The following is a 20,641-nucleotide window of genomic DNA, read 5'->3' on the forward strand; positions in this document are numbered from 1 at the left end:
CCCCTGATCCGTTAACGCCGCAAATCTGTAGGAGCAGGCTTGTTGGCGAATGCGTCGTGTCATTCAACATGTCCGGCGCTGACCCACCGCGTTCGCCAGCAAGCCGGCTCCTACCGAAGGAGGTCGTGCTGTAGCTTCCGCGAACTCCAACACGGCGCACTCTGATTCGTGTGAATTCCAACAGGGTGGTGTCGCGCCGGCTACCGGGAAGAGTCAGGCGCCTTCGCGTATCGGGTCGGCGGCCGCCGCGAAAGCATCACGTTCCGCCCCTGATCCGTTAACGCCGCAAATCTGTAGGAGCCGGCTTGCTGGCGAATGCGTCGTGTCATTCAACATGTCCGGCGCTGACCCACCGCGTTCGCCAGCAAGCCGGCTCCTACCGAAGGAGGTCGTGCCGTAGCTTCCGCGAACTCCAACACGGCGCACTCTGATTCGTGTGAATTCCAACAGGGTGGTGTCGCGCCGGCTACCGGGAAGAGTCAGGCGCCTTCGCGTATCGGGTCGGCGGCCGCCGCGAAAGCATCACGTTCCGCCCCTGATCCGTTAACGCCGCAAATCTGTAGGAGCCGGCTTGCTGGCGAATGCGTTGTGTCATTCAACATTTCCGTTGCTGACCCACCGCGTTCGCCAGCAAGCCGGCTCCTGCTGGGCTGCGTTGGGCCACGCTCCGGTAAATTGCAACAGAGCTACCTCAATGACTGGCCCGCGCCAGGCGCTTTAGCATCACCACCATCCCCACGCCCAGCCCGGCCATCCCGATCAGCAACGCCGGGTAGCTGATCCACCACGCGAGGGGTGCGGTCATCATGCTGAATTCCGACATCCCGCCAATGCCCGCCAGCAGGTTCAGCGGCAAAAACACCACATTGATCAGCGTCAGTTTGCGCAGCAGGTTGTTGGTGTTGTTATTGACCAGATTCCCCCGCGCGTCCATCAGGCTGGCAAACACCGTGGAGTAGATGTTCGCCTGTTTATGGCACTGCTCGTTCTCGATGATCATGTCCTCAATCAGCGCTACGTTGTCGCTGGCAAACTGGTGTTTGTGCGCGTGATTACGCAGACGCGTCAGCACCGAGCCGTTGCTGTCGATGGCATTGATGTAATACACCAGGCTTTCGCTGAGGTTGAACATCTGCACCAGATGGCGGCTGTCCATCGACGCATTGAACTGCTGTTGCAACTCCCGTGCGATCATTTTGATGACCTTGAGGTGGCCCAGATAGTGATGAATATTGTCGAACAGCAGCTCCAGCAAAACGTCCAGCGGCGTGTGCATCGGTCGATGCGGCCCCAAGTTCAGGTCGTCCAGCTGCTTGTCGTCTGCGCAGATCAGCACCATGTGTTGCTGGCTGAGCAGCAACCCGAACGATGACACATCGAAGGCAAACGTCTGCTTGCCGGAGTAGTTCTCCGGACGCTTCCAGATCATGAACAACGCATCGGGATGAAACTCGATGCGCGACACCTCATCCGGGTCCAGCGCCGACGCCAGAGCACGGTCATCCAGGTGAAAACGCTCCAGCAGCAGGGCCTTTTCCGCTGGATTCGGGTCGCTGAAGCAGAGCACGCTGGCCTCAGCCTCCGCGCACGGCGTTAACCTGCCCGCCTCCAGGCGGTGGCTGCGGATCACCGTCCTAACCCGCCAGACCGCGGCGTTTGATGTCGAGCCGGCGAATGAACTCCTCCAGCACGAGCGCGTACAAGTCGTCCTGCAGCCAGGCGTCTTCGGTGCCCGCATCCAGGTTGGGGTTGTCGTTGACTTCGATCACCACCACACGCTCGCCGGACTGCTTGAGGTCGACGCCATACAAGCCGTCGCCGATGAGGTTGGCGGTCTTCACCGCCAGGTCGACCACTGCGCGCGGCGCATCGTGAACGGCCAGCGTGCGGCACTCACCGTTGATGTCGGCACCCAACGCTTTGTGGTTGTAAATCTGCCAGTGCCCCTTCGACATGAAGTACTGACACGCAAAGACCGGCTTGCGGTTGAGCACACCAATGCGCCAGTCGTACTCGGTGTACAGGTATTCCTGCGCCAGTAACAGCACCGAGTGTTCGAACAGCTCGCGTGCCGCTTCCTGCAGTTGCCGGGCGTCTTTGACCTTGATCACGCCTTTGGAAAAACATCCGTCCGGGATCTTCAATACCAGTGGAAAACCCAACCGTGCCGCCACCCACTCCAGATCATCCGGGCGCTCCTTGTAGAGAATTTCCGTGGCCGGCATGCCCAGTTTGTGGCTCTTGAGCAGGTCGGTCAGGTAAACCTTGTTGGTGCAACGCAGGATCGACGTCGGGTCATCCATCACCACCAGCCCTTCGCTCTCGGCCTTTTTAGCGAACCGGTAGGTGTGATTATCGACGCTGGTGGTCTCGCGGATCAGCAGGGCGTCGTATTCGGCGAGCCGCGCGTAGTCCTTCTTCTCGATCAGCTCGACATCCACACCCAGTTGTTGGCCGACCCGAATGAAATTCTCCAGTGCCTTGCGATTTGACGGCGGCAGCGCTTCTTGTGGGTCGTGCAGGATCGCCATGTCGTAACGGTAGGCACGACGTGAAGCCGGCTGGCGCCATATTTTGCGACTGAAGCTGTCCAGTGACTGGGCGAACTGGTCCTGCTGATGATCGCGCAAGCGTGTCAACGCGCCGGTCTTGACCCCTGCGATGTGCCAGTTGTCGCGCTTGCGAAACTCGACCAACAGAATCGGCGCCGCAAACGCCTCGAACAACTGGCGGGCCAGGTCCTGCAAAGGCGCCAGATCGGTCTGGCCGAAATACAGGGTCAGCGTGAACCCTTCGGTTTCGTCGTACGGGTGATCGCGCAGCGCATGTTCGAGTCGCTTGTCGAGGTCATCCAACACCAGACCGTACAGGGATTTGCGGGTCAGCTCGCTGATGGTTTTCACCGACGGGATGACATGGTGCCCACGCGCTTCGGCCAGCAGTGAACAGTAATAACCATGGCCCAGGTAGCGATAGCTGCGACACAGGTTGATGACTTGCACCCGCTGGCCTGCGCTGTCTTGCGGCGGGTTTTCAAGATAATCCTGAGCGCTGATCAACTGTTCGCTGGGCAAGTAAGACGACCAGTCTTCCAGGCGCTCCACGACAATCAATACCCGGCTTCGGGTGGTTAGTATTTTCGGCGAATTCATATTAAAAGTTGCCGAACGCTGAGGGTGTGCTGATACTTCGTCGGTCTTCACCGGCACCGCATTCATGAGTGGATCCTTCGGGAAACAGTCCTTTCTATAAAACATGAGTTTTTAGAAATGTCCCGTTTCGTTACTCACTCTTTACGGTGACCGACATGAACTTTATATATCGCCTCGCTCAGCCTGCCGATGTGGATAATCTGCTGGCGCTTGAAAACCAGTGTTTCGAATCTGACCGATTGAATGCGCGCAGTTTTCTGTGGATGGTCACGCGCGCCAACGCCCGGTTGATCGTGGCATTGCACAAGGACGCCGACGTACGCCTGGCCGGGTATGCATTGGTGCTGTTCCATCGCGGCACTTCACTGGGTCGGCTTTATTCCCTGGCGATCAGTGATGACGCACGCGGCCAGGGGTTGGGCCAGAGCCTGCTTGCCCAGGCGGAACGGCATGCACTGGAGCACGAGTGTGCCTATCTGCGACTCGAGGTACGGCCTGACAATGGGGCGGCGATTCGACTGTACGAGCGCAACGGTTATCGCCTGTTCGACCGTATCGACGACTACTACGAAGACCACGCCGCGGCACTGCGTTTCGAGAAACGCATCCGCGAACATGCCACCGGTGCGGTCAGGCAAGTGCCGTACTACCCGCAAACACTGGACTTCAGCTGCGGTCCGGCGTGCCTGCTGATGGCGATGAAAGCCCTGCAGCCATCACGCTCCATGCAGCGCCGTGAGGAGCTGCAAGTCTGGCGCGAAGCGACCACCGTGTTCATGACCTCCGGTCACGGCGGTTGCAGTCCGCAAGGCCTGGCACTGGCCGCCCTGCGTCGCGGTTTCGAGGTGGGCCTGCAGGTGTCCGTCCGCGGACCGCTGTTTCTTGCTGGCGTGCGCAGCGAGGAAAAACGCCAGGTCATGCGCCTGGTTCATGAGGAGTTCAGCCGCGAACTGAGCGCCAGCACGGTCCATCAGCTGGGCAGTACGCCCCTCGATCTGCGGCACCTGCACCAGCAAAATGCCTTGGCATTGGTGCTGATCAGCAGCTACCGGCTGACCCGTTCCAAGGCCCCGCACTGGGTATTGGTCACCGGCTGTGATGAGGATTTCGTTTACTTGCACGACCCGGACGTTGATCACAGCCAACAGCGCCAGGCCATGGACTGCCAATACATGCCCGTCAGCCATAAAGAGTTTGCCGGCATGAGTTGCTTTGGCACCGATAAACTGCGCGCGTCGGTGGTTTTGTATCGCGGCGCCGACACGCTTATATAAATTCCGTTATGCAGCGCAGCGTTGGCGTAAAGAAAGCGTCGTATTGATTGAAGTCCATTGCGCTAAAGCTCTGAATGAGCACCCGCCTCCGGGCAACGTGCTGGATAACGCAATGGACAACTCAGTGATCGGTTTAATGATTGTTTCGGTGATCACGCTGTTTGGTCTGGCCGCGTTTTACATCGACTTTGTCAAACCTCGCCGCACGCGCTCGTAACGTATCTGGAGCGCTTAACTTACCCAGAAAAACATCAGCGTCAGATTGGCCGCCGAGATCAGCCCGAACAGCCCCCAGGCCAGCGTCTTGGTCACGGCGCTGTTGGCAAACGGGCCCATCAGGCTTTTGTCACTGGTAAAGCGAATCAGCGGCCACAGCGCGAACGGCAGTTGCAGGCTGAGCACCACCTGGCTGAGGACCAGCATCTTGCCGACCGCGCCGTCGCCGAACCAGATCACCCCAATGAACGCCGGGATCAGCGCCAGGCCACGGGTAGCCAGGCGTCGCTGCCAGCACGGGATCTTCGCTTTGAGAAAGCCTTCCAGCACCACTTGCCCGGCGATGGTGCCGGTGAAGGTCGAACTCTGCCCTGCCGCCAGCAAAGCGATACCGAAAAGCACGCTGGCCACCGCCCCGCCCACCAGCGGATCGAGCAGGTGGTAGGCGTCCTGAATTTCCACCACATCCGAATGGCCGCTGCCGTGGAACGCGGCGGCGGCCAGAATCAGGATGGCGGCGTTGATCACCAGCGCCAGGCTCAGCGAGGCAATGGTGTCGACCCGGGCGTAGCGAATGGCGCTGGCCTTGCTCTCGACGGATGTGCCGTTGACCCGGGTCTGTACCACCGATGAGTGCAGGTACAGGTTATGCGGCATCACCGTCGCGCCGAGAATACCGATGGCGATGTACAGCGGTTCTTGGTTGCTCAGTACGTCCCAGGACGGTTTCAGGCCGGCGACGACGTCTGGCCAGAATGGCTTGATCAGCACCAGTTCGATGAAGAAGCACGTGGCAATGGTCGCGATCAGCCCCAGCACGATGGCTTCAAGGCGTCGAAAATTGGCGCCCTGCAAGGCCAGCACGATGATCGTGTCGAACGCGGTCAATGCCACGCCGGTGGTAATCGACACGCCGAGCAGCAGATGGAAGGCCAATGCTGCGCCCAGCACTTCCGCCAGATCGGTGGCCAGGATCGACAGCTCAGCCAGGATCCACTGGCCCATGCCGACCCGGTGGCTGTAGCGCTCGGCGGACAATTGCGCCAGATCGCGCCCGGTGGCGATGCCCAGGCGCGAACATAGATTCTGCAGCACCATCCCGGAAAGACTGGCCAGTACCACCACGAACAACAGCGCATAGCCGAAGCGCGAACCGGCTTCGATGGCGGTCGCCCAGTTGCCGGGGTCCATGTAGCCGATGGAAATCAGCAGCCCGGGACCTACGAACAGCATCAGCTTGCGCAGAAAAGAGGCGTTGGCCGGAATCTTGACGCTGTCGGTGGTGGCCGACGGGCAGAAAGGCGCGGTGGCGGTGGTGGGGAGTTTGTACTTCACGGGAATCCGAAAATGCGTTGGCGGTGAGCCCGGGAGCTTAAACGCGCAGAAATGTTTTGTCTTGAATCTCTATGCCTCTAACATGCAGCGTCTCACCGATTCGGAAAAAACAATAATGCATGCCGTGCCTGACACCCCCGAAAACGCCCGTTCGACGCAAGACGGAATCGACCCTATACGGGCTGCACGTATTTCCGCGCGCATCGACCGACTGCCCGCCGTCGCCACGATCTGGAAGCTGGTCGCCCTGCTGTCCATCGGCGGCTTCTTTGAACTCTATGACTTGTTTCAGACGGCCTATATCAGTCCCGGGCTGATTCGCGCCGGGCTATTCGCCACCGGAGCGCAGGGCGTCTTCGGGTTTTCAGATCAGGCAGCGTTCGCCTCGGCGACCTTTCTGGGGCTGTTCCTCGGCGCCAGCCTGCTGAGCCCGATTGCCGACCGCTACGGCCGCCGCGCGATCTTCACCTTCGCTTTGATCTGGTACACCGTCGCGACGGTGCTGATGGGCATCCAGACGTCAGCGCTGGGCATCATCTGCATGCGCTTTCTGGTGGGGATCGGCCTGGGCATCGAGCTGGTGACCATTGATGCCTACCTGTCGGAGCTGGTGCCCAAGCGCATGCGCAGCTCGGCGTTCGCGTTCGCCTTTTTCGTGCAGTTTCTGTCCGTGCCGTCGGTGGCACTGATGTCCTGGTGGCTGGTGCCGCAGGACCCGTTCGGCGTGTCCGGCTGGCGCTGGGTGGTGCTGGCCAGCGCCGTATTCGCGCTGTTCATCTGGTGGCTGCGCTCGCGGCTGCCGGAATCCCCACGCTGGCTGGCGCAACACGGTCGCTTCAGCGAGGCCGAGAAGATCATGGACGACCTTGAAGCGCGCTGCGTGAAGGACCATGGCACGGCGCTGGACGAGCCGGAAACCCACAACGTGGCGGTGGAAGGCAAAGGCCGTTTCGCCGACATCTGGCAGCCGCCCTACCGCCGTCGGGCGCTGATGCTGATTGTCTTTCACGTGTTTCAGGCAATCGGCTTCTTCGGTTTCGGCAACTGGCTGCCCGCCCTGCTTTCCGGCCAAGGGGTGAGCGTCACTCACAGCCTGGCGTATGCGTTTGTGATCACCCTCGCCTACCCGCTGGGGCCACTGTTGTTTGTGAAGTTCGCCAATCGTTTCGAGAACAAGTGGCAGATCGTCGGCTCTGCGTTGGGGTCGATGATTTTCGGCACGCTGTTCGCGCAGCAGACCACCGCCGCCGGGTTGATCTTCTGTGGCGTGATGATCACCTTCTGCAACGCGTGGCTGAGCTTCAGCTATCACTCGTACCAGAGCGAGCTGTTCCCCACCAACATCCGCGCCCGCGCGGTGGGTTTCTGTTATTCGTTCAGTCGGCTGTCGACCGTGTTCAGCAGCCTGTTGATCGGCCTGTTTCTCGATCACTTCGGGACGCCGGGGGTACTGACGTTCATCGTGATGAGCATGTTGATCGTGATCATCACCATCGGCGGCTTCGGCCCGCGAACTCGCAATCTGGCGCTGGAAGACATTGCGGCCCGATAGAAGCGCGTTGTTGCCGTGCGTCTTTGCATGAAGCGCTTGCCGCCCAGCGCGACCGTTCATCCTGACGGGGTGAACGGGGTTTTAGGGGGATTTTCAAACGCTCAGCACCCAACTTGTGAACGTTGAAGGGAGAAACAGCATGAGTGGCACGCGCCCTGAAGACCCTGACACCGACCCACGCACCGTGTCGTTCCCAGAGACGGTTCCCGACCCTGTCGAGGAGGAACTTGACCCGATTGACGAAGGCAACGACCCCGACGGCTTTGAACCCGGTACGGAGATGGTGCCGGAAAAGGGGGATTTTCATACGCACAAATAGGCCCGCCGCCCTCTTCCCGGCTAAAGCCGGTCCCACTAACGGACCGCGCGTATCCTGTAGGACCGGCTTTGGCCGGGAAGCTGTTTACTTTGTAGGACCGGCTTCAGCCGGGAAGAGGCCAGCGTGAACATCCAAAATCCTGCGGCGTGACAGCCGACGCTTTCCCGGCTGAAGCCGGTCCCACTAACGGACCGCGCGCATCCTGTGGGACCGGCTTCAGCCGGGAAGCTGTTGACTTTGTAGGACCGGCTTCAGCCGGGAAGAGGCCAGCGTGAACATCCAAAATTCCGCGGCCTGGCAGCCGACGCCTTCCCTGCTAAAGCCCGTCCCACGGGAAGTATGTCGGTCCTACTGAGAGCGCGCGATTCCCAACCGCCGTGCCAGGCGCGTCAGGTTCGCGCGGTCCACCTTCAATTCCCGCGCCACGTCCGCCCATTTGCCGTGATGGCGTTCGAGTGCTTCAGTGATGAGTCTTCGCTGATAGCCATCCAGCGCCTCCTTGAGCCCTCCCCCTGACTCCATCACCGGCACACCGCCGGCCTGCGCCGGGGCCACCTTCGCTGGAGACCCCGCCTCCTCAAGCCCCAGCACCTGCGCCTCAATGGTCAGAATGCGCGGACGGTCGCGGTGCATCGACAGCGCCTTGAGTACCGCCCGGCTGATCAAATGTTCCAGCTCGCGCACGTTCCCGGGCCATGTATGTGCCAGCAGCACCGACTGCGCCTCGGCGCTGAGCCGCAAATTGCGCGGCCCCATGCGCGCCCGGTTCTCCTCCAGAAAAAAGCCCGCCAGCAGCAGTACATCGCGACCGCGCTCGCGCAGCGGTGGCACCACCAAGGGGTACACACTCAGGCGGTGATAAAGATCGGCCCGGAAACGCCCGGCGCGCACCTCCGCCGCGAGATCACGATTGGTCGCCGCGATGATGCGCACGTCCACGTGATGCTCCTGATCGGAGCCGACCCGTTGCAGCTGCCCGCTCTGCAACACTCGCAGCAACTTGGACTGCACCGGCAGCGGCAACTCGCCCACTTCATCGAGAAACAACGAGCCGCCGTGAGCCAGCTCGAATTTGCCGCTTCGGCCGCTGACCGCGCCGGAAAATGCACCTTTGACGTGGCCGAACAGCTCGCTCTCGACCAACAGCACGGGCAGCGCCGCGCAGTTCAGGCTGATCAGCGGTTTCTGCGCGCGGGGGGACTGCAGGTGAATGGCCTCGGCAACCAGCTCCTTGCCCACCCCGGTCTCGCCGGTGATCAACACCGTGAGCGGGCTGTTGCCCACCAGCTGGATTTCCTGCTGCAAACGCTTGTGTACCGGGCTTTGTCCGATCAGCTCCCGGGGTCCGCGGCCGCCTGCGGCGCGTTTGTACACTTCGGCCAGCTGCCGTTGGTCCTCGAAGCCGCGCGCCAACTGGCTGATCCGTTCGCTGGCCATGACGGTTGCCGCTGCCAGGCTGGAAAACGCGTGCAAGTCGCCGAGGTCCACCCGGCCAAAGCGCGCCGGGTCCAGCGAATCCAGGGTGATCACGCCCCAGAGCGTGCTCTGGACATACAGCGGGCAACCCAGGCAATCGTGTACTTCCAGATCGCCATGCACACCCTCGACCAGGCCGTCATAAGGATCGGGCAGGTCGCAGTCGGTGGAGAAACGTGTGGGCTCGCGGTTTTGCACGATGATGTCCAGCCGCGGATGCTCACCCAACCGAAACCGGCGTCCCAGCGTGTCCGGGCTCAAGCCCTCGACCGAGAGCGGCACCAGCACCTCATCTTCCAGCTTCAGCAAGGCCACGGCGTCGCAGGGGAACAACTGGCGCAGCGAACGCAGCAGGCGACGGTAGCGCTCCTCGTCCGGCAAGTCGCGGGACAGATCGGCAACCAGCGGAATCAGTGCCAGCAGCAACGGGTAAGTCATGAAGTCTCCTGGACGGCGTTTTCTGCACGGCGCCGGATGGCGCACTGAGCGAGTCATTATGACTTTTAAGAGAGAGCAGTGTCAGGTTTGGTCACGACGGTTAACCGCCACTCCCTCAGCGTCATTAACCGGTCGCCAATTAACCACCAAGGCCTGTGTCGTGATTGAGACAGCCGTTGAAGTTAACGCGAATGAATAAGCCCTGATTAATTCTGACGCCACTTCAACGACGGCGTCGACGAGACTCTTTAATTTAAATGAAGTTGTGAAAATTTTATTTTGTTTATAGTCCAGTGACCTTACAGGAGCACTCACTATGGCCAGAATTCAGGGAAGAGTTCTTGAAACTTCCCCCCCTTTGGTAGTTGATCTGGATGGCACCTTACTGCGGTCCGATCTGCTGATGGAAACGGCCATGGCGTTCGTGCGCAGCCAGCCGCTGAAGGCGTTGAAGATGCTTGGCTGGCTGTTCAAGGGTAAGGCTGCGCTCAAGGAAGGCCTGGCGCTGAACACAGAAATAGATGTCTCCGTATTGCCTTACGATCCCCAGATCATTGAAATGATCCAGCGTGAACGCGACGCGGGTCGCATGATAGTGCTGGCCACGGCAAGCCACGTGAGCCTGGCCGAACGCATCGCCGAACACTTGCAGTTGTTTGATCTGGTCCTGGCCTCCAATGCCAACCGCAACTTGTCCGGGCACAACAAACGTAATCTTTTAGTTGCGCACTTTGGCGAGGGCGGGTTCGATTACATTGGCAACTCCGCAGATGACTTGCCCATCTGGGACGTGTCCCGTCAGGCCTACGTGGTCAATCCCGATCGAGGCGTCGAGGCGAAGGTTCAGGCCAGAGTCCGGGTCGAACCCACGATACGCAGCAACACCCCGAGCCTGCGCGACTGGCGCAAGGCGCTGCGCATGCACCAGTGGCTGAAAAACGCACTGGTGTTCGTGCCGTTGCTGGCATCGCACCGCCTCGCTCAGTTTGAATTGATGCGCGACGGCGTCATCGCCTTTCTGTGCTTCGGCCTGTGTGCTTCCAGCGTCTACATCCTCAACGACCTGCTCGACCTGTGTGATGACCGTCATCACAAAAGCAAATGCAACCGGCCGTTCGCCAGCGGCCGCTTGTCGATCAAAGCCGGACTGGTGATGGTGCCGACCCTGCTGGTGTTGGCCTTCGGTGCCGCGCTGTTGCTTTTGCCCTGGCAGTTCTCGGCAGTGATGGCGGCGTACTACGGGCTGACGCTCACCTACTCGTTGAAGCTCAAACGTCTGATGGCCTGGGACGTCATTGCCCTGGCGATGCTCTACACCGCGCGGATCATCGCCGGTGTCGCCGCGTTCAGCCTGACGCTGACGTTCTGGATTCTGGCCTTTTCGATGTTCATCTTTCTGAGTCTGGCGATGGTCAAGCGCTACGCCGAGCTGCGGGATGCGCGTGCGCGGGAGGTCAACACGTTGGCCCGCGGTCGCGGCTATCACCCCGGCGATCTGGACATGATTGCCTCGCTTGGCGCGTCGTCGGGCTATCTCTCGGTGATGGTTCTGGCGCTGTACATCCAGGATTCGAAAACCACTGATCTGTACGCGACCCCCCACGTCATCTGGCTCGCCTGCCCGTTGCTGCTGTTCTGGGTGACGCGGGTGTGGATGTTGACCCACCGCGGCCAGATGAACGAAGACCCGGTGGTGTTCGCCATTCGTGACCGCACCAGCCAGCTCATCGGTGCCGCGTTTCTGTTCATGTTCTGGATCGCCGCATGAGCACGCCGCTGTATTCCTGGGGCCGTTTCCCGCATACCCCGCAGCGTGGCCATGGCTGCGTCTGGCTGGACGAGCTCCCCGCGCACATCGACCGCGTGGTTGAGGCGCACCACAGCGCTCTGCCTTACGGCAATGGCCGCAGCTACGGCGACAGCTGCCTGGCGGCCAGCGATCAGGTGCTGCACATGCGCTCTCTGGACCGGCTGATCGAGGCCGACTGGGGCACCGGCGTGATCAAGGCCGAAGCCGGCATCACCCTGGCCGAATTGCTCGCGGTGGCCATCCCGCAGGGCTGGTTTTTGCCGGTCACCCCGGGCACCCAGTTCGCGACCCTGGGCGGGGCGATCGCCAACGACGTCCACGGCAAGAACCACCACGTTCGCGGCACGTTTGGCCGCCATGTCCTCGGCTTCGGCCTGTTGCGCCGTGGCGAGCCGGAGCTGTTCTGTTCACCCGACGTCGAGCCAGCGCTTTTCAGCGCCAGCATTGGCGGCCTTGGCCTCACCGGCGTCATCCATTGGGCGCAGATTCAACTGATGCCGATCCGCGCCAGCCAGGTCAGTACCACCACTGTGCGTTTCGCCAATCTGGCGGAATTCTTCGCGCTGTCGGCCGAGCTCGACGAGCAACATGAATACAGCGTGGCCTGGGTGGACTGCCTGGCAAAGGGCGCAGAAACCGGCCGCGGGGTGTTCATCGTCGGAGACCACGCGCAGTACGGCTCGCTTGAGGTCGGCCAGCGCAAGAAACTCAGCGTGCCGCTCACGCCGCCTGTGTCGCTGATCAACAAGGTCTCCCTCAGCGCGTTCAACAATCTGTACTGGCGCCTGCACCCCAGCCAGCGCAAACCGGGCCGCAGCGACTACGAGCCGTTTTTTTACCCCCTCGACCGGATTCTGCACTGGAACCGCATCTACGGCCGTCGGGGGTTTCAGCAATACCAATGCGTGGTGCCAACCGCCAATGCCGAAGCGGCCATGGGCGACTTGCTGCGCACCATCGCCGACGCCGGCCAGGGTTCGTTCCTGGCCGTGCTCAAGCGTTGTGGCGACATTGCGTCGCCGGGGCTGCTTTCGTTCCCGCTGGAAGGCACCTCGCTGGCCCTGGACTTTGCCCAGAGCGAGCACCTGGAAAACGTGCTGTTCCCGCGACTCGACGACATCGTTCGCGCGGCGGGCGGGCGCTTGTACCCGGCCAAGGACGCACACATGAGCGGCGCCGACTTCCGTCGCGCGTACCCCGCCTGGGAGCAGCTGGAAGCGCTGCGCGACCCCTCTTTGATGTCCCGTTTCTGGAGCCGTGTGATCTTATGAAAACTGCAGTGAAGAAAGTCCTGATCATCGGCGCCACCTCCGCCATCGCCAGCGCTTGCGCGCGTCTGTGGGCCACGGAAGGCAGCGATTTTTTCCTGGTGGCGCGCAACGTCGAGAAGCTGGAACAGACCGCAGCCGACCTTAAAGCGCGTGGCGCCAGCCATGTCACGCTGCACGAGATGGATGCCAACGACATCGAGGCGCACCCGCTGATGATGGGCCGCTGCCTGACCGCGCTGGGCCAGATCGACATCGCCCTGATCGCCCACGGCACGCTGCCCGACCAGAAGGCCTGCGAGCGGGACGTGCACCTTGCGCTGAAGGAATTCGCCAACAACTGCACGTCGGTGATCGCGCTGCTGACCGTGCTGGCGATGCAATTCGAGACCCAGCGCTGCGGCAGTCTGGCGATCATCTCTTCGGTGGCCGCCGACCGTGGCCGCCCCTCGAATTACCTGTACGGCAGCGCCAAAGCGGCGGTGTCGACTTACTGCGAAGGGCTGCAAGCGCGCCTGTTCAAGGTGGGCGTCCACGTCACGACGATCAAGCCGGGCTTCGTCGACACGCCGATGACCCAAGGCCTGTCGCTGCCGGCCGCCCTGCTCGCGCAACCGGCGCAGGTCGCGCAACGCATCGTCAAAGGCATCGCCAACAAAGTGCCAACGCTTTATGCGCCGGGGTTCTGGGCCTTGATCATGTTGATCATCCGCTCGATTCCGCAGCCGGTGTTCAAGAGGCTGAACCTGTGAACACCGCCCAGGCTGATCACTCGCATCTGTCCGGCTGGCGTTACCGTGCCGTGGTGCTGTCAGTGGTCGGCTCGGCGTTGAGCTATCTGGGTTTTTCGCTGTGGGGCGGCTGGCACGCGGTGGGCGCTGCGGTGGGCGAAGTCGGGTTGTTGGGCATCGTCATTGCGCTGTTCATGTCGTCGGTCAATTACGGGCTGCGCTTCCTGCGCTGGCAGAGCTACCTGAAGGTGCTCGGCCATCCGATGCCGTGGCGACCGAGCCTGAACATTTATCTGGCCGGATTCGCCCTGACCACCACGCCAGGCAAAGCCGGCGAAGCGCTGCGCGGAGTGCTGCTCAAACGCTGGGGCGTGCCTTACCCCCAAAGCTTCGCGGCGTTTTTCAGCGAGCGGCTATCGGACCTTTTTGCGGTGGTGCTGCTGACCCTGTTTGGCCTGTCGCTGTATCCACAAGCGTGGCCGATGATCGTGGTCGGCGTGGCATTGGTCGCGGTCGGCCTGGTGGTGCTGTCGCAACGGCGATTGCTTGAGCACCTGATGCGCAAGGTGCCGAGCGACGGCGGCAAAGTGCTGGGCCTGATGCGCCACTTGCTGCAGGTGCTGGTGCATGCGCAACAGTGCCATCGCCTGCGCCTGATGCTTGGCCTGACCGCCCTGAGCGTGGTCGCCTGGAGCGCCGAGGCCCTGGCCTTCGACTGGATTCTGAAGTGGATGGGCGCCGACATCCCGCTGACCTTCGCGGTGTTTGTCTACGCCCTGGCCATGCTCGCCGGCGCGGTGAGCTTCATGCCCGGCGGGCTGGGCGGCGCGGAGGCGGTGATGGTCGGCCTGCTGGTCTGGAAAGGCATGAACAGCGCCGACGCCGTCGCCGCCACCGTGCTGATTCGTCTGGCCACCCTATGGTTCGCCGTGGCCATTGGCGCGGTGATGCTGATCAAACTCAAGGGCGAGGCCGCGACGCCTCCCCTGCAACCGATTCAATAACGCTTTTTGACGCAATAAAGGGCAGGAGTGCAAGACATGGTGGCAGCAGTACGTTATCGAGCGTTGTTCGGAATTCCCTTGTTGCTGGTGGTGGCCGCCATCATCTGGAGTTTCCTGGCGTCCAGCGGACCGATTCAGTGGATGGACAACGGTATCTTCATCGCCGACGCCTCGGAGGGTCGCTATTTCAGTGAAACCCTGGGGCCGCTGGACCATCCGTTGTACCTGTTTGTCACCACCGCGATGTTCGCGCAGCTCGGGCCGCTGGTCTTGAGCTTCCTGAACTCGATGCTGCTGATTCCGCTGGCATGGGCGATTTTCCGTCTCGCCAAAGGCGTCGGCGCGACGTCGCAGCAGGCCTTGCTGGCGATCGCTGCCGCAGTGCTGTGCCACTGCGTTTTCTGGGTCTCGACCAAGGCTGAGGTGTACCTGCTGCATACCGTGCTCGTGACCCTGGCGTACATGGTGCATTTTCGGGACAAATCGCGGCTGGGCCTGCTAAAGGCATTGTTCGTCATCGGCGTGCTGACCGGCCTGGCGGCGGCCATCCATCAACTGACGTTCATCGTGCTGTTTCCGCTTTATGTGCAGCTGGTGTGGCAGCACCGAGCCCGTGTGCTGTTGACGATTCCGGGCTTTATCGTGGGCTTCGCGGTGGCCGTTCCCGGCATTCTGCAAGAGCTGCAAAACGGTCTCAGCCTGATGGATATCGGGCATCGTTATCTGATCGGCATTCCCGACAGGACCACCGAGCAGAGCTGGCAGGGTTCGCTGTTTCGTTTCGACGAGCTGTGGCACGAGAAGAATTCGGTGGTGCTGCTGATGCTCTCGTTGATCGGCCCGCAGCTGGTGGCGCTGGTGCTGTTCCCCAAGAGTCGGCGCCTGCGGTTGTTGTGGTGCGCGGCCATGATGAATTTCATTTTTGCGGTGACGTACAACGTCACCGATCGCTTCACCTTTTTTCTGCCGGGCGCTGTGCTGTTGAGCATCATCGGGGTGATTCATGTGCAAGCCTGGCTGGCGCGTCATAACGCCGCCCCTGTCGCTTACGCCCTGCCCCTCAGCGGCCCTGCAGCGATTCTGGCGGTGTACGCGGTGTACGCCAGCGGCGTGGTCGCACTGCCCACCCACAAAGAGGCGTTGCCTTTCCGTGAAGACATTCACTATTTCATGGTGCCCTACCTGCGCGACCGCTCGGCCGAATCGTTCGCCCGCAGTTACGAGCAGTCGGCCCCGCAAGGCGCGCTGATCGTCGCCGACTGGACGCCCAACGGCGCACTGCGTTCGGCACAAGCTGGTGGGTTGCTCAAGGGCCGGACCATCGCGCTGTGCGAAGGCGCGCAGAACATCGAGTCGTACCTCGACGGCCCCGGCGCCTTCCTGGCACGCACCAGCTACTGCTCAAGCATCTCCGACCGCTTTACCTTGCAGGCGTTGGCAGTGGGCTATGAATTGCGGGCGAAATAGCCTGGCTTGCGAGCAATACGTCAACCGCCGGAAGCGCAAAAGCTTCCCGGCTGAAGCCGGCCCCCTGGATGCGCGCTGTCCTTGTGGGACCGGCTTTAGCCGGGAATAGGGCGGTACAGACGCCGGGTATTTATCGGCTGAAACGGGATGTGTTTGATCAGTCACCTCTCAACAGAAGACCCACCCCGGTTCGCGGGCAAGCGCGCTCCTACAGGGTCGGGTGGGCTCGGCATCCTGTTTATCCCTCCTGATCGCGGACACATGCCGCTCAATGCCGCACCTAAAATCAGCAGATGTCTCTCACTGACACAACGCAAATCATGGTGTAGGAGCGCGCTTGCCCTACCGGCTATCGCTTACAGCCCGCATCAATCGCCGTAGATGTCGAAATCGAAATACTTCTTGCGGATTTGCTCATACACGCCGTTGGCACGAATGTTCGCCAGCGCCGTATTGAACCGCTCGCGCAACGGATCACCTTTGCGTACGGCCACGCCGATGCCGGTGCCGAAGTATTGCTCCTCGGTGAAGGTCGGGCCGACGAACTGGTAATCCTTGCCTTCCGGCTTCTTCAGCAGCCCTTCATCAATGGCCACCGAACTTGCCATGGTCGCGTCGATGCGCCCGCCCAGCAGGTCAAGAAACACCTCGTTCTGGGAGCCGTAGCTGACGATCTGGGCGCCGGCCGGGACAAATTTGTCAGTCACGTAGCGCTCGAAATTGGTCGCTCGCTGCACGCCGATGCGCAGGCCTTTGAGCTGCGCCGGAATGTCCGTGATGCCGCTGTTCTTGCGCACCACCAGGCCCGCCGGAATGCGGTAATACCGGTCACCAAAATCGACTGACTTCATGCGCTCCGGGGTGATCGACATCGACGACACGATTGCATCGACCTTCTTCACCTTGAGCGCAGGGATCAGCCCGTCGAATTCGTTTTCCTTCCATACGCACTGCACCTTCATGTCGGCACACAGCGCATTACCGATGTCGTAATCGAAGCCGACGATCTGGCCGTCTGCGGTCTTGGAGGCAAACGGTGGATACGCCGCCTCGATGCCCAGTTTCAACGGTGCATCGGCAGCGACCGCGTGGACACTGGCGGCCAGCAACGAGGCTAGAGCGAGCTGGCTGACGAGGGTTTTAATGTTCATGCATGGCTCCGGACGATGTTGTTCGAGTCGGGCCGTCCTCGTAAAAGGATCGTGCCCGTTATGGCAGCAGCAATGAGAACAGCGGGTGGGCGCTCTTGACCCTGCTCCTGTAGGAACCGGTGGCGCCCTGCCCTTGCAGCAAACGATCAGGCGATGGCTTCACTTGATCGACTCAATCGAGCGACGCAGGCGATTGCCTCAAACGGCCGCCGTCACGATGATTTCAAGCAGAATCTGCGGGTCATCGAACATCACCTGGCAGGTGGCTCGCGCCGGGGTCTGCGCGGCATCGACCCAGGCGCTCCAGGTTTCATTCATCGCTGCAAAATCGGCATTCATGTCTTTCATCCAGATCTGCACGCTGAGCAGACGGGTCTTTTCGCTGCCGGATGCAGCCAGCAGTTCTTCGATGCGTTGCAGCACCTGCTGGGTCTGGCCGCGGATGTCCTGGCTGCAATCGGCGGCAACGACGCCCGCCAGCCAGGCCACGCCGTTGTGAACGACGCTGCGGCTCAGGCGCGGATTGGATTCAATGCGATGGATAGGCGTGCTCATGAAGGTGTCCTTGACGGAGTGGGTGAAAGGGATAAATCCAGCTCGCGCTCGGCGGCCAGTTGCGCCAGCGTGATGGGCTTGAGCGGTGGACGGATGCGATACGAACCGACCTGTGTCGGAGAGATCCGGCGATGTTCGGCGATGATTTCGGTCACGCTCAGACCGCACAGGCGTCCCTGGCACGGGCCCATGCCGCAGCGGCCGAACGCCTTGGTCTGGTTGGGCCCCAGGCAGCCGGCATCGACGTACCCGCGAATCGCCCCGGCACTCACCTCTTCGCAACGGCAGACAATGGTCTCGTTCGCGGGGACGCGGTTCAGCACATCGGGCCGGTACATCGCATCGATCAGCGGCCGTGCAGCCTGCTGAGTCCGCAGGGCGTCGATCCACGGTTTGACGACCCTTAAAAACCGGGACCGATCGAGTTTCTCCAGGCGCTGGGCGATGGCCAGGGCTGCGATACGACCCTGGGTCTGCGCAACCGCAGCGCCGCCAATGGCGCCGACGTCCCCGGCGATGAAAATGCCCGGCAACGAGCTTTCACCGAATTCGTCACGACGTACCGCCCAGCACAGCTGCTGCTCGTTCCACACATGTTCGACGCGCAACGACCGGGTGATGTGGGTATTCGGCACTACGCCCTGATGCAGCAAAATCAAGGGTGCAGGAATGTGCCCAGGCTTGCCGTCGGCCTCGAAACTCAAGCCGTCGGCGCATTCCTCGCCCGTCACTCGCAGGTGCCGGGCAGCATGGAAATGGAGCACACCTGCTCGCTTGAGGGCCAGCAGCAATGACACGCCTTTGAGCAGATCGCGCCAGCCCGGCAACGCGGCCTTCAACTCACGCAGATGTTTGAACACGGCGCCAGGCTCACTGGTATCCACCAGCGCAGCGATGGCGACACCCGCGCGCAGGTATTGCACGGCGAGCAGATATAACAGGGGCCCGCAGCCAGCCAGCACCACCGGATGGCGCGGCAGCAGCGCCGCGCTCTTGAGCAGAATCTGTCCGGCGCCTGCGGTCATGACACCGGGCAGGGTCCAGCCCGGAATCGGCATGGGACGTTCCAGGGCGCCGGTGGCAATCAGCAATTGACGGCCTTGCAGCACGCGCGCCTGACCGTCGAGGATGAAGTGAACCCGACGCTCTTCGGTCACCTGCCAGACCGCGACCTGAGCCAGGTAACGCACGCCGCTGGCGCGAAAGGCCTCCACCAGCTGCAGACCGTGAAGGTAATCAGGCCCCAGAACCTGCCTCGTTTGGGCGTCGGCGCGGTCAATGTTGCGATAAATCTGCCCGCCAGGCTGGCCTTGCTCATCGAGCACCACCACGTCCAGACCGTAGGATGCGGCTTCCAGCGCAGCACTCATGCCGGCAGGTCCCGCACCAATGATGATCAGATCCACGAGGGCGTTACTCATCGCCACGGCCCTCGCTGATTGCGCCCGTGAACGCTTCGCGCGCGCCACGCTGACGACGCACGCGCATACCGTCCTGAATGCCAATCAGGCAGCCCTGGCAATTGGGGCGGCCGTCGATTTCCACCAGGCATTCGAAGCACACGCCCATCATGCAATAAGCCGCACCCGGCCTGCCGTTCACCGCGCTTTCGCGGGTGTGGCCGACGTCATGGGCGAGCAGCGCCGCAGCCACCGAGACGTCTGCCGAAACGGTCAGCGGGCGGCCTTCAAAGATAATCCGCACAGTGTGCGGATCCTGCTGCAACCTTTGAAACAAAGGCTCAGTGGGCATAAGGCACCTCCACTGCGCCGTTGAAACGCGCGAGATTAAAGGGCTCGATTGCTGGTTCCTCGACCACGCCGGCTATCCAGGGCGCCAGGCGCAAAGCGTGGGCGGCGGCCAGTGTCACCCCGCTGTGGCAACTGACAACAAAAGCGCCGGGGCTATGATGGGCCGCCTCGTAGATCGGAAAACCGTCCGCGCTCAGCACGCGCAATGCCCCCCACGCGCGGACCATCTGCACATCGGCCAGATGCGGAAAGCACTGCACGCCCCGCGCGGCAATGGCGGCCAGGACCTCGCTGCTGGTGCGGTCGTCAAAACCTGCATCCTCAAGCGAATCGCCGAGCTGCACAGTGCCTTCATCGGTCTGCCGAACGTAGGTGGTCGGGTAATCAAGGAACGGCCGCAAGCGCTCGGTGACCAGAATCTGCCCGCGGTTGGGCCGAACCGGGACCGTCATGCCAAGCATGGCGCCGAGCGGCCGATTGCCCAGGCCTGCCGCGAGCACCAATTGGTCGGCGCTCCAGCGGCGGTCCCCGGCCCTCACGTCGAATCCGCCTGCATGCTCGTCGATGCCCTCGACCCGCACGCCACCGTCAAGGGTGACGCCGCGTTTCTGGCAAGCGGCGTGCAGGGCGCGCAGCAGCTTCAGCGGGTTGACGTGGCCATCCATGGGCGAAAAACAGGCGCCGACCACCTGCGGGCCGATGCCGGGCACGCGTGCCTTGAGTTCAGCCGGGTCCCACAGTTCGTAGGGATAGTCGCCGTCCAGTGCCTCGCGCAGCCAGGCCAGGCGGCCGGACTCGTCGGCCATCTCGGCCTCACTCAGGCACAACTGCAGGCCGCCGGGCTGACGCAAGTGGACCTCAATGCCGGTGTCCTCGCGCAACAACGCATCCAGTCGAGGCCACAGCGCGACAGCCTCGCGTGTCCAGCTCGCATACGCCGCATTGCCATAGCCCTTGCCCTGCACCCAGAGCAGCCCGAAATTGCCCCGCGCTGCACGAAAGGCGTCATCCCCCTCATCCAGGACAGTCACCTTGCGACCCAGAAGCGCCAGGCCATAAGCGATTGACATACCCACCAGCCCGCCGCCGATGACCAGCGCATCAGTCTTATTCGAGGGTTGGCTTTGTTTCATAAGGTAGAG

17 protein-coding genes are annotated in these 20,641 nt (G+C 61.8%); 8 read left to right on the plus strand and 9 right to left on the minus strand.

Annotation, left to right across the window (positions count from 1 at the left end; translation table 11 throughout):
* Positions 1-691: 691 nt before the first annotated feature.
* Both QRN48_RS18225 and QRN48_RS18230 read right to left on the minus strand, forming a co-directional pair.
* Positions 692-1,630, minus strand: coding sequence for a magnesium transporter CorA family protein (locus tag QRN48_RS18225; protein ID WP_191943573.1), 939 nt, complete (start codon positions 1,628-1,630; stop codon positions 692-694).
* Between the two features lie 4 nt (positions 1,631-1,634).
* The gene (locus QRN48_RS18230) at positions 1,635-3,218 is read right to left on the minus strand and encodes a RimK family ATP-grasp domain-containing protein (protein ID WP_285352148.1); all 1,584 of its coding nucleotides are present in this window, start codon (positions 3,216-3,218) and stop codon (positions 1,635-1,637) included.
* Between the two features lie 89 nt (positions 3,219-3,307).
* Between QRN48_RS18230 and QRN48_RS18235 the strand changes: the two genes are divergently transcribed.
* Positions 3,308-4,426, plus strand: coding sequence for a peptidase C39 family protein (locus QRN48_RS18235; protein WP_285352151.1), 1,119 nt, complete (start codon positions 3,308-3,310; stop codon positions 4,424-4,426).
* A 231-nt stretch (positions 4,427-4,657) separates the two neighbouring features.
* Here the strand turns inward: QRN48_RS18235 and QRN48_RS18240 are convergent, their stop codons facing one another.
* Complete coding sequence (locus tag QRN48_RS18240; protein ID WP_191943576.1) at positions 4,658-5,977, minus strand: Nramp family divalent metal transporter; 1,320 nt, start codon at positions 5,975-5,977, stop codon at positions 4,658-4,660.
* Positions 5,978-6,092: 115 nt separating this feature from the next.
* Here QRN48_RS18240 and QRN48_RS18245 point away from each other — a divergent pair, with 115 nt between their 5' ends.
* Both QRN48_RS18245 and QRN48_RS18250 read left to right on the plus strand, forming a co-directional pair.
* Positions 6,093-7,529 carry an MFS transporter gene (locus QRN48_RS18245; RefSeq protein ID WP_191943577.1) on the plus strand — a complete coding sequence of 479 codons (1,437 nt, stop codon included), beginning with the start codon at positions 6,093-6,095 and terminating at the stop codon, positions 7,527-7,529.
* A 139-nt stretch (positions 7,530-7,668) separates the two neighbouring features.
* Entirely contained in the window at positions 7,669-7,848 is a 180-nt protein-coding gene (locus QRN48_RS18250) for a hypothetical protein (protein WP_285352154.1), read from the plus strand.
* A gap of 348 nt (positions 7,849-8,196) precedes the next feature.
* Here the strand turns inward: QRN48_RS18250 and norR are convergent, their stop codons facing one another.
* Entirely contained in the window at positions 8,197-9,762 is a 1,566-nt protein-coding gene (norR, locus tag QRN48_RS18255) for a nitric oxide reductase transcriptional regulator NorR (protein ID WP_285352156.1), read from the minus strand.
* 316 nt (positions 9,763-10,078) lie between these two features.
* Between norR and QRN48_RS18260 the strand changes: the two genes are divergently transcribed.
* Genes QRN48_RS18260 through QRN48_RS18280 form a run of 5 tightly spaced genes read left to right on the plus strand, consistent with a single transcriptional unit; the run spans position 10,079 to position 16,042 of the window.
* Positions 10,079-11,530, plus strand: a complete 1,452-nt coding sequence (locus QRN48_RS18260) for a UbiA family prenyltransferase (protein WP_285352157.1) — start codon at positions 10,079-10,081, stop codon at positions 11,528-11,530.
* Positions 11,527-12,843 carry an FAD-binding oxidoreductase gene (locus QRN48_RS18265; protein ID WP_191943581.1) on the plus strand — a complete coding sequence of 439 codons (1,317 nt, stop codon included), beginning with the start codon at positions 11,527-11,529 and terminating at the stop codon, positions 12,841-12,843. The genes QRN48_RS18260 and QRN48_RS18265 overlap by 4 nt, the downstream gene beginning before the upstream one ends.
* Positions 12,844-12,851: 8 nt before the next feature.
* Positions 12,852-13,592 carry an SDR family oxidoreductase gene (locus QRN48_RS18270; protein ID WP_037013068.1) on the plus strand — a complete coding sequence of 247 codons (741 nt, stop codon included), beginning with the start codon at positions 12,852-12,854 and terminating at the stop codon, positions 13,590-13,592.
* Positions 13,589-14,575 (plus strand): lysylphosphatidylglycerol synthase transmembrane domain-containing protein, encoded by a 987-nt coding sequence (locus tag QRN48_RS18275; protein WP_285352159.1) that lies wholly within the window; start codon positions 13,589-13,591, stop codon positions 14,573-14,575. Before QRN48_RS18270 ends, QRN48_RS18275 begins: the two co-directional genes overlap by 4 nt.
* 36 nt (positions 14,576-14,611) lie before the next feature.
* The gene (locus QRN48_RS18280; RefSeq protein ID WP_285352161.1) at positions 14,612-16,042 is read left to right on the plus strand and encodes a DUF2723 domain-containing protein; all 1,431 of its coding nucleotides are present in this window, start codon (positions 14,612-14,614) and stop codon (positions 16,040-16,042) included.
* A 368-nt stretch (positions 16,043-16,410) separates the two neighbouring features.
* On the opposite strand, the gene aotJ is transcribed toward QRN48_RS18280, so the two are convergent.
* The 5 genes from aotJ to QRN48_RS18305 form a co-directional block, all read right to left on the minus strand.
* On the minus strand, positions 16,411-17,193 hold the full coding sequence (gene aotJ, locus QRN48_RS18285) for an L-arginine-binding protein AotJ (RefSeq protein ID WP_285352163.1): 783 nt from the start codon (positions 17,191-17,193) through the stop codon (positions 16,411-16,413).
* A gap of 198 nt (positions 17,194-17,391) precedes the next feature.
* The gene (locus tag QRN48_RS18290) at positions 17,392-17,748 is read right to left on the minus strand and encodes a RidA family protein (protein WP_191943585.1); all 357 of its coding nucleotides are present in this window, start codon (positions 17,746-17,748) and stop codon (positions 17,392-17,394) included.
* A complete protein-coding gene (locus QRN48_RS18295; protein ID WP_285352167.1) occupies positions 17,745-19,169 on the minus strand; it encodes an FAD-dependent oxidoreductase in 1,425 nt (474 codons plus the stop codon). The genes QRN48_RS18290 and QRN48_RS18295 overlap by 4 nt, the downstream gene beginning before the upstream one ends.
* Complete coding sequence (locus QRN48_RS18300; RefSeq protein ID WP_285352169.1) at positions 19,162-19,500, minus strand: (2Fe-2S)-binding protein; 339 nt, start codon at positions 19,498-19,500, stop codon at positions 19,162-19,164. The genes QRN48_RS18295 and QRN48_RS18300 overlap by 8 nt, the downstream gene beginning before the upstream one ends.
* Complete coding sequence (locus tag QRN48_RS18305; RefSeq protein WP_285352172.1) at positions 19,490-20,632, minus strand: NAD(P)/FAD-dependent oxidoreductase; 1,143 nt, start codon at positions 20,630-20,632, stop codon at positions 19,490-19,492. The genes QRN48_RS18300 and QRN48_RS18305 overlap by 11 nt, the downstream gene beginning before the upstream one ends.
* Positions 20,633-20,641: the final 9 nt, after the last annotated feature.

The sequence above is a fragment of the Pseudomonas sp. ME-P-057 genome (genome assembly GCF_030208975.1).
Taxonomy (GTDB): domain Bacteria; phylum Pseudomonadota; class Gammaproteobacteria; order Pseudomonadales; family Pseudomonadaceae; genus Aquipseudomonas; species Aquipseudomonas lutea.

Coding starts and splice junctions, on each gene's coding strand:
- QRN48_RS18295 (WP_285352167.1), bottom strand. CDS start 19,169: ATGAGTAACGCCCTCGTGGATCTGATCATCATTGGTGCGGGACCTGCC.
- QRN48_RS18245 (WP_191943577.1), top strand. CDS start 6,093: ATGCATGCCGTGCCTGACACCCCCGAAAACGCCCGTTCGACGCAAGAC.
- aotJ (WP_285352163.1), bottom strand. CDS start 17,193: ATGAACATTAAAACCCTCGTCAGCCAGCTCGCTCTAGCCTCGTTGCTG.
- QRN48_RS18265 (WP_191943581.1), top strand. CDS start 11,527: ATGAGCACGCCGCTGTATTCCTGGGGCCGTTTCCCGCATACCCCGCAG.
- QRN48_RS18300 (WP_285352169.1), bottom strand. CDS start 19,500: ATGCCCACTGAGCCTTTGTTTCAAAGGTTGCAGCAGGATCCGCACACT.
- QRN48_RS18280 (WP_285352161.1), top strand. CDS start 14,612: ATGGTGGCAGCAGTACGTTATCGAGCGTTGTTCGGAATTCCCTTGTTG.
- QRN48_RS18260 (WP_285352157.1), top strand. CDS start 10,079: ATGGCCAGAATTCAGGGAAGAGTTCTTGAAACTTCCCCCCCTTTGGTA.
- QRN48_RS18235 (WP_285352151.1), top strand. CDS start 3,308: ATGAACTTTATATATCGCCTCGCTCAGCCTGCCGATGTGGATAATCTG.
- norR (WP_285352156.1), bottom strand. CDS start 9,762: ATGACTTACCCGTTGCTGCTGGCACTGATTCCGCTGGTTGCCGATCTG.
- QRN48_RS18290 (WP_191943585.1), bottom strand. CDS start 17,748: ATGAGCACGCCTATCCATCGCATTGAATCCAATCCGCGCCTGAGCCGC.
- QRN48_RS18305 (WP_285352172.1), bottom strand. CDS start 20,632: ATGAAACAAAGCCAACCCTCGAATAAGACTGATGCGCTGGTCATCGGC.
- QRN48_RS18230 (WP_285352148.1), bottom strand. CDS start 3,218: ATGAATGCGGTGCCGGTGAAGACCGACGAAGTATCAGCACACCCTCAG.
- QRN48_RS18250 (WP_285352154.1), top strand. CDS start 7,669: ATGAGTGGCACGCGCCCTGAAGACCCTGACACCGACCCACGCACCGTG.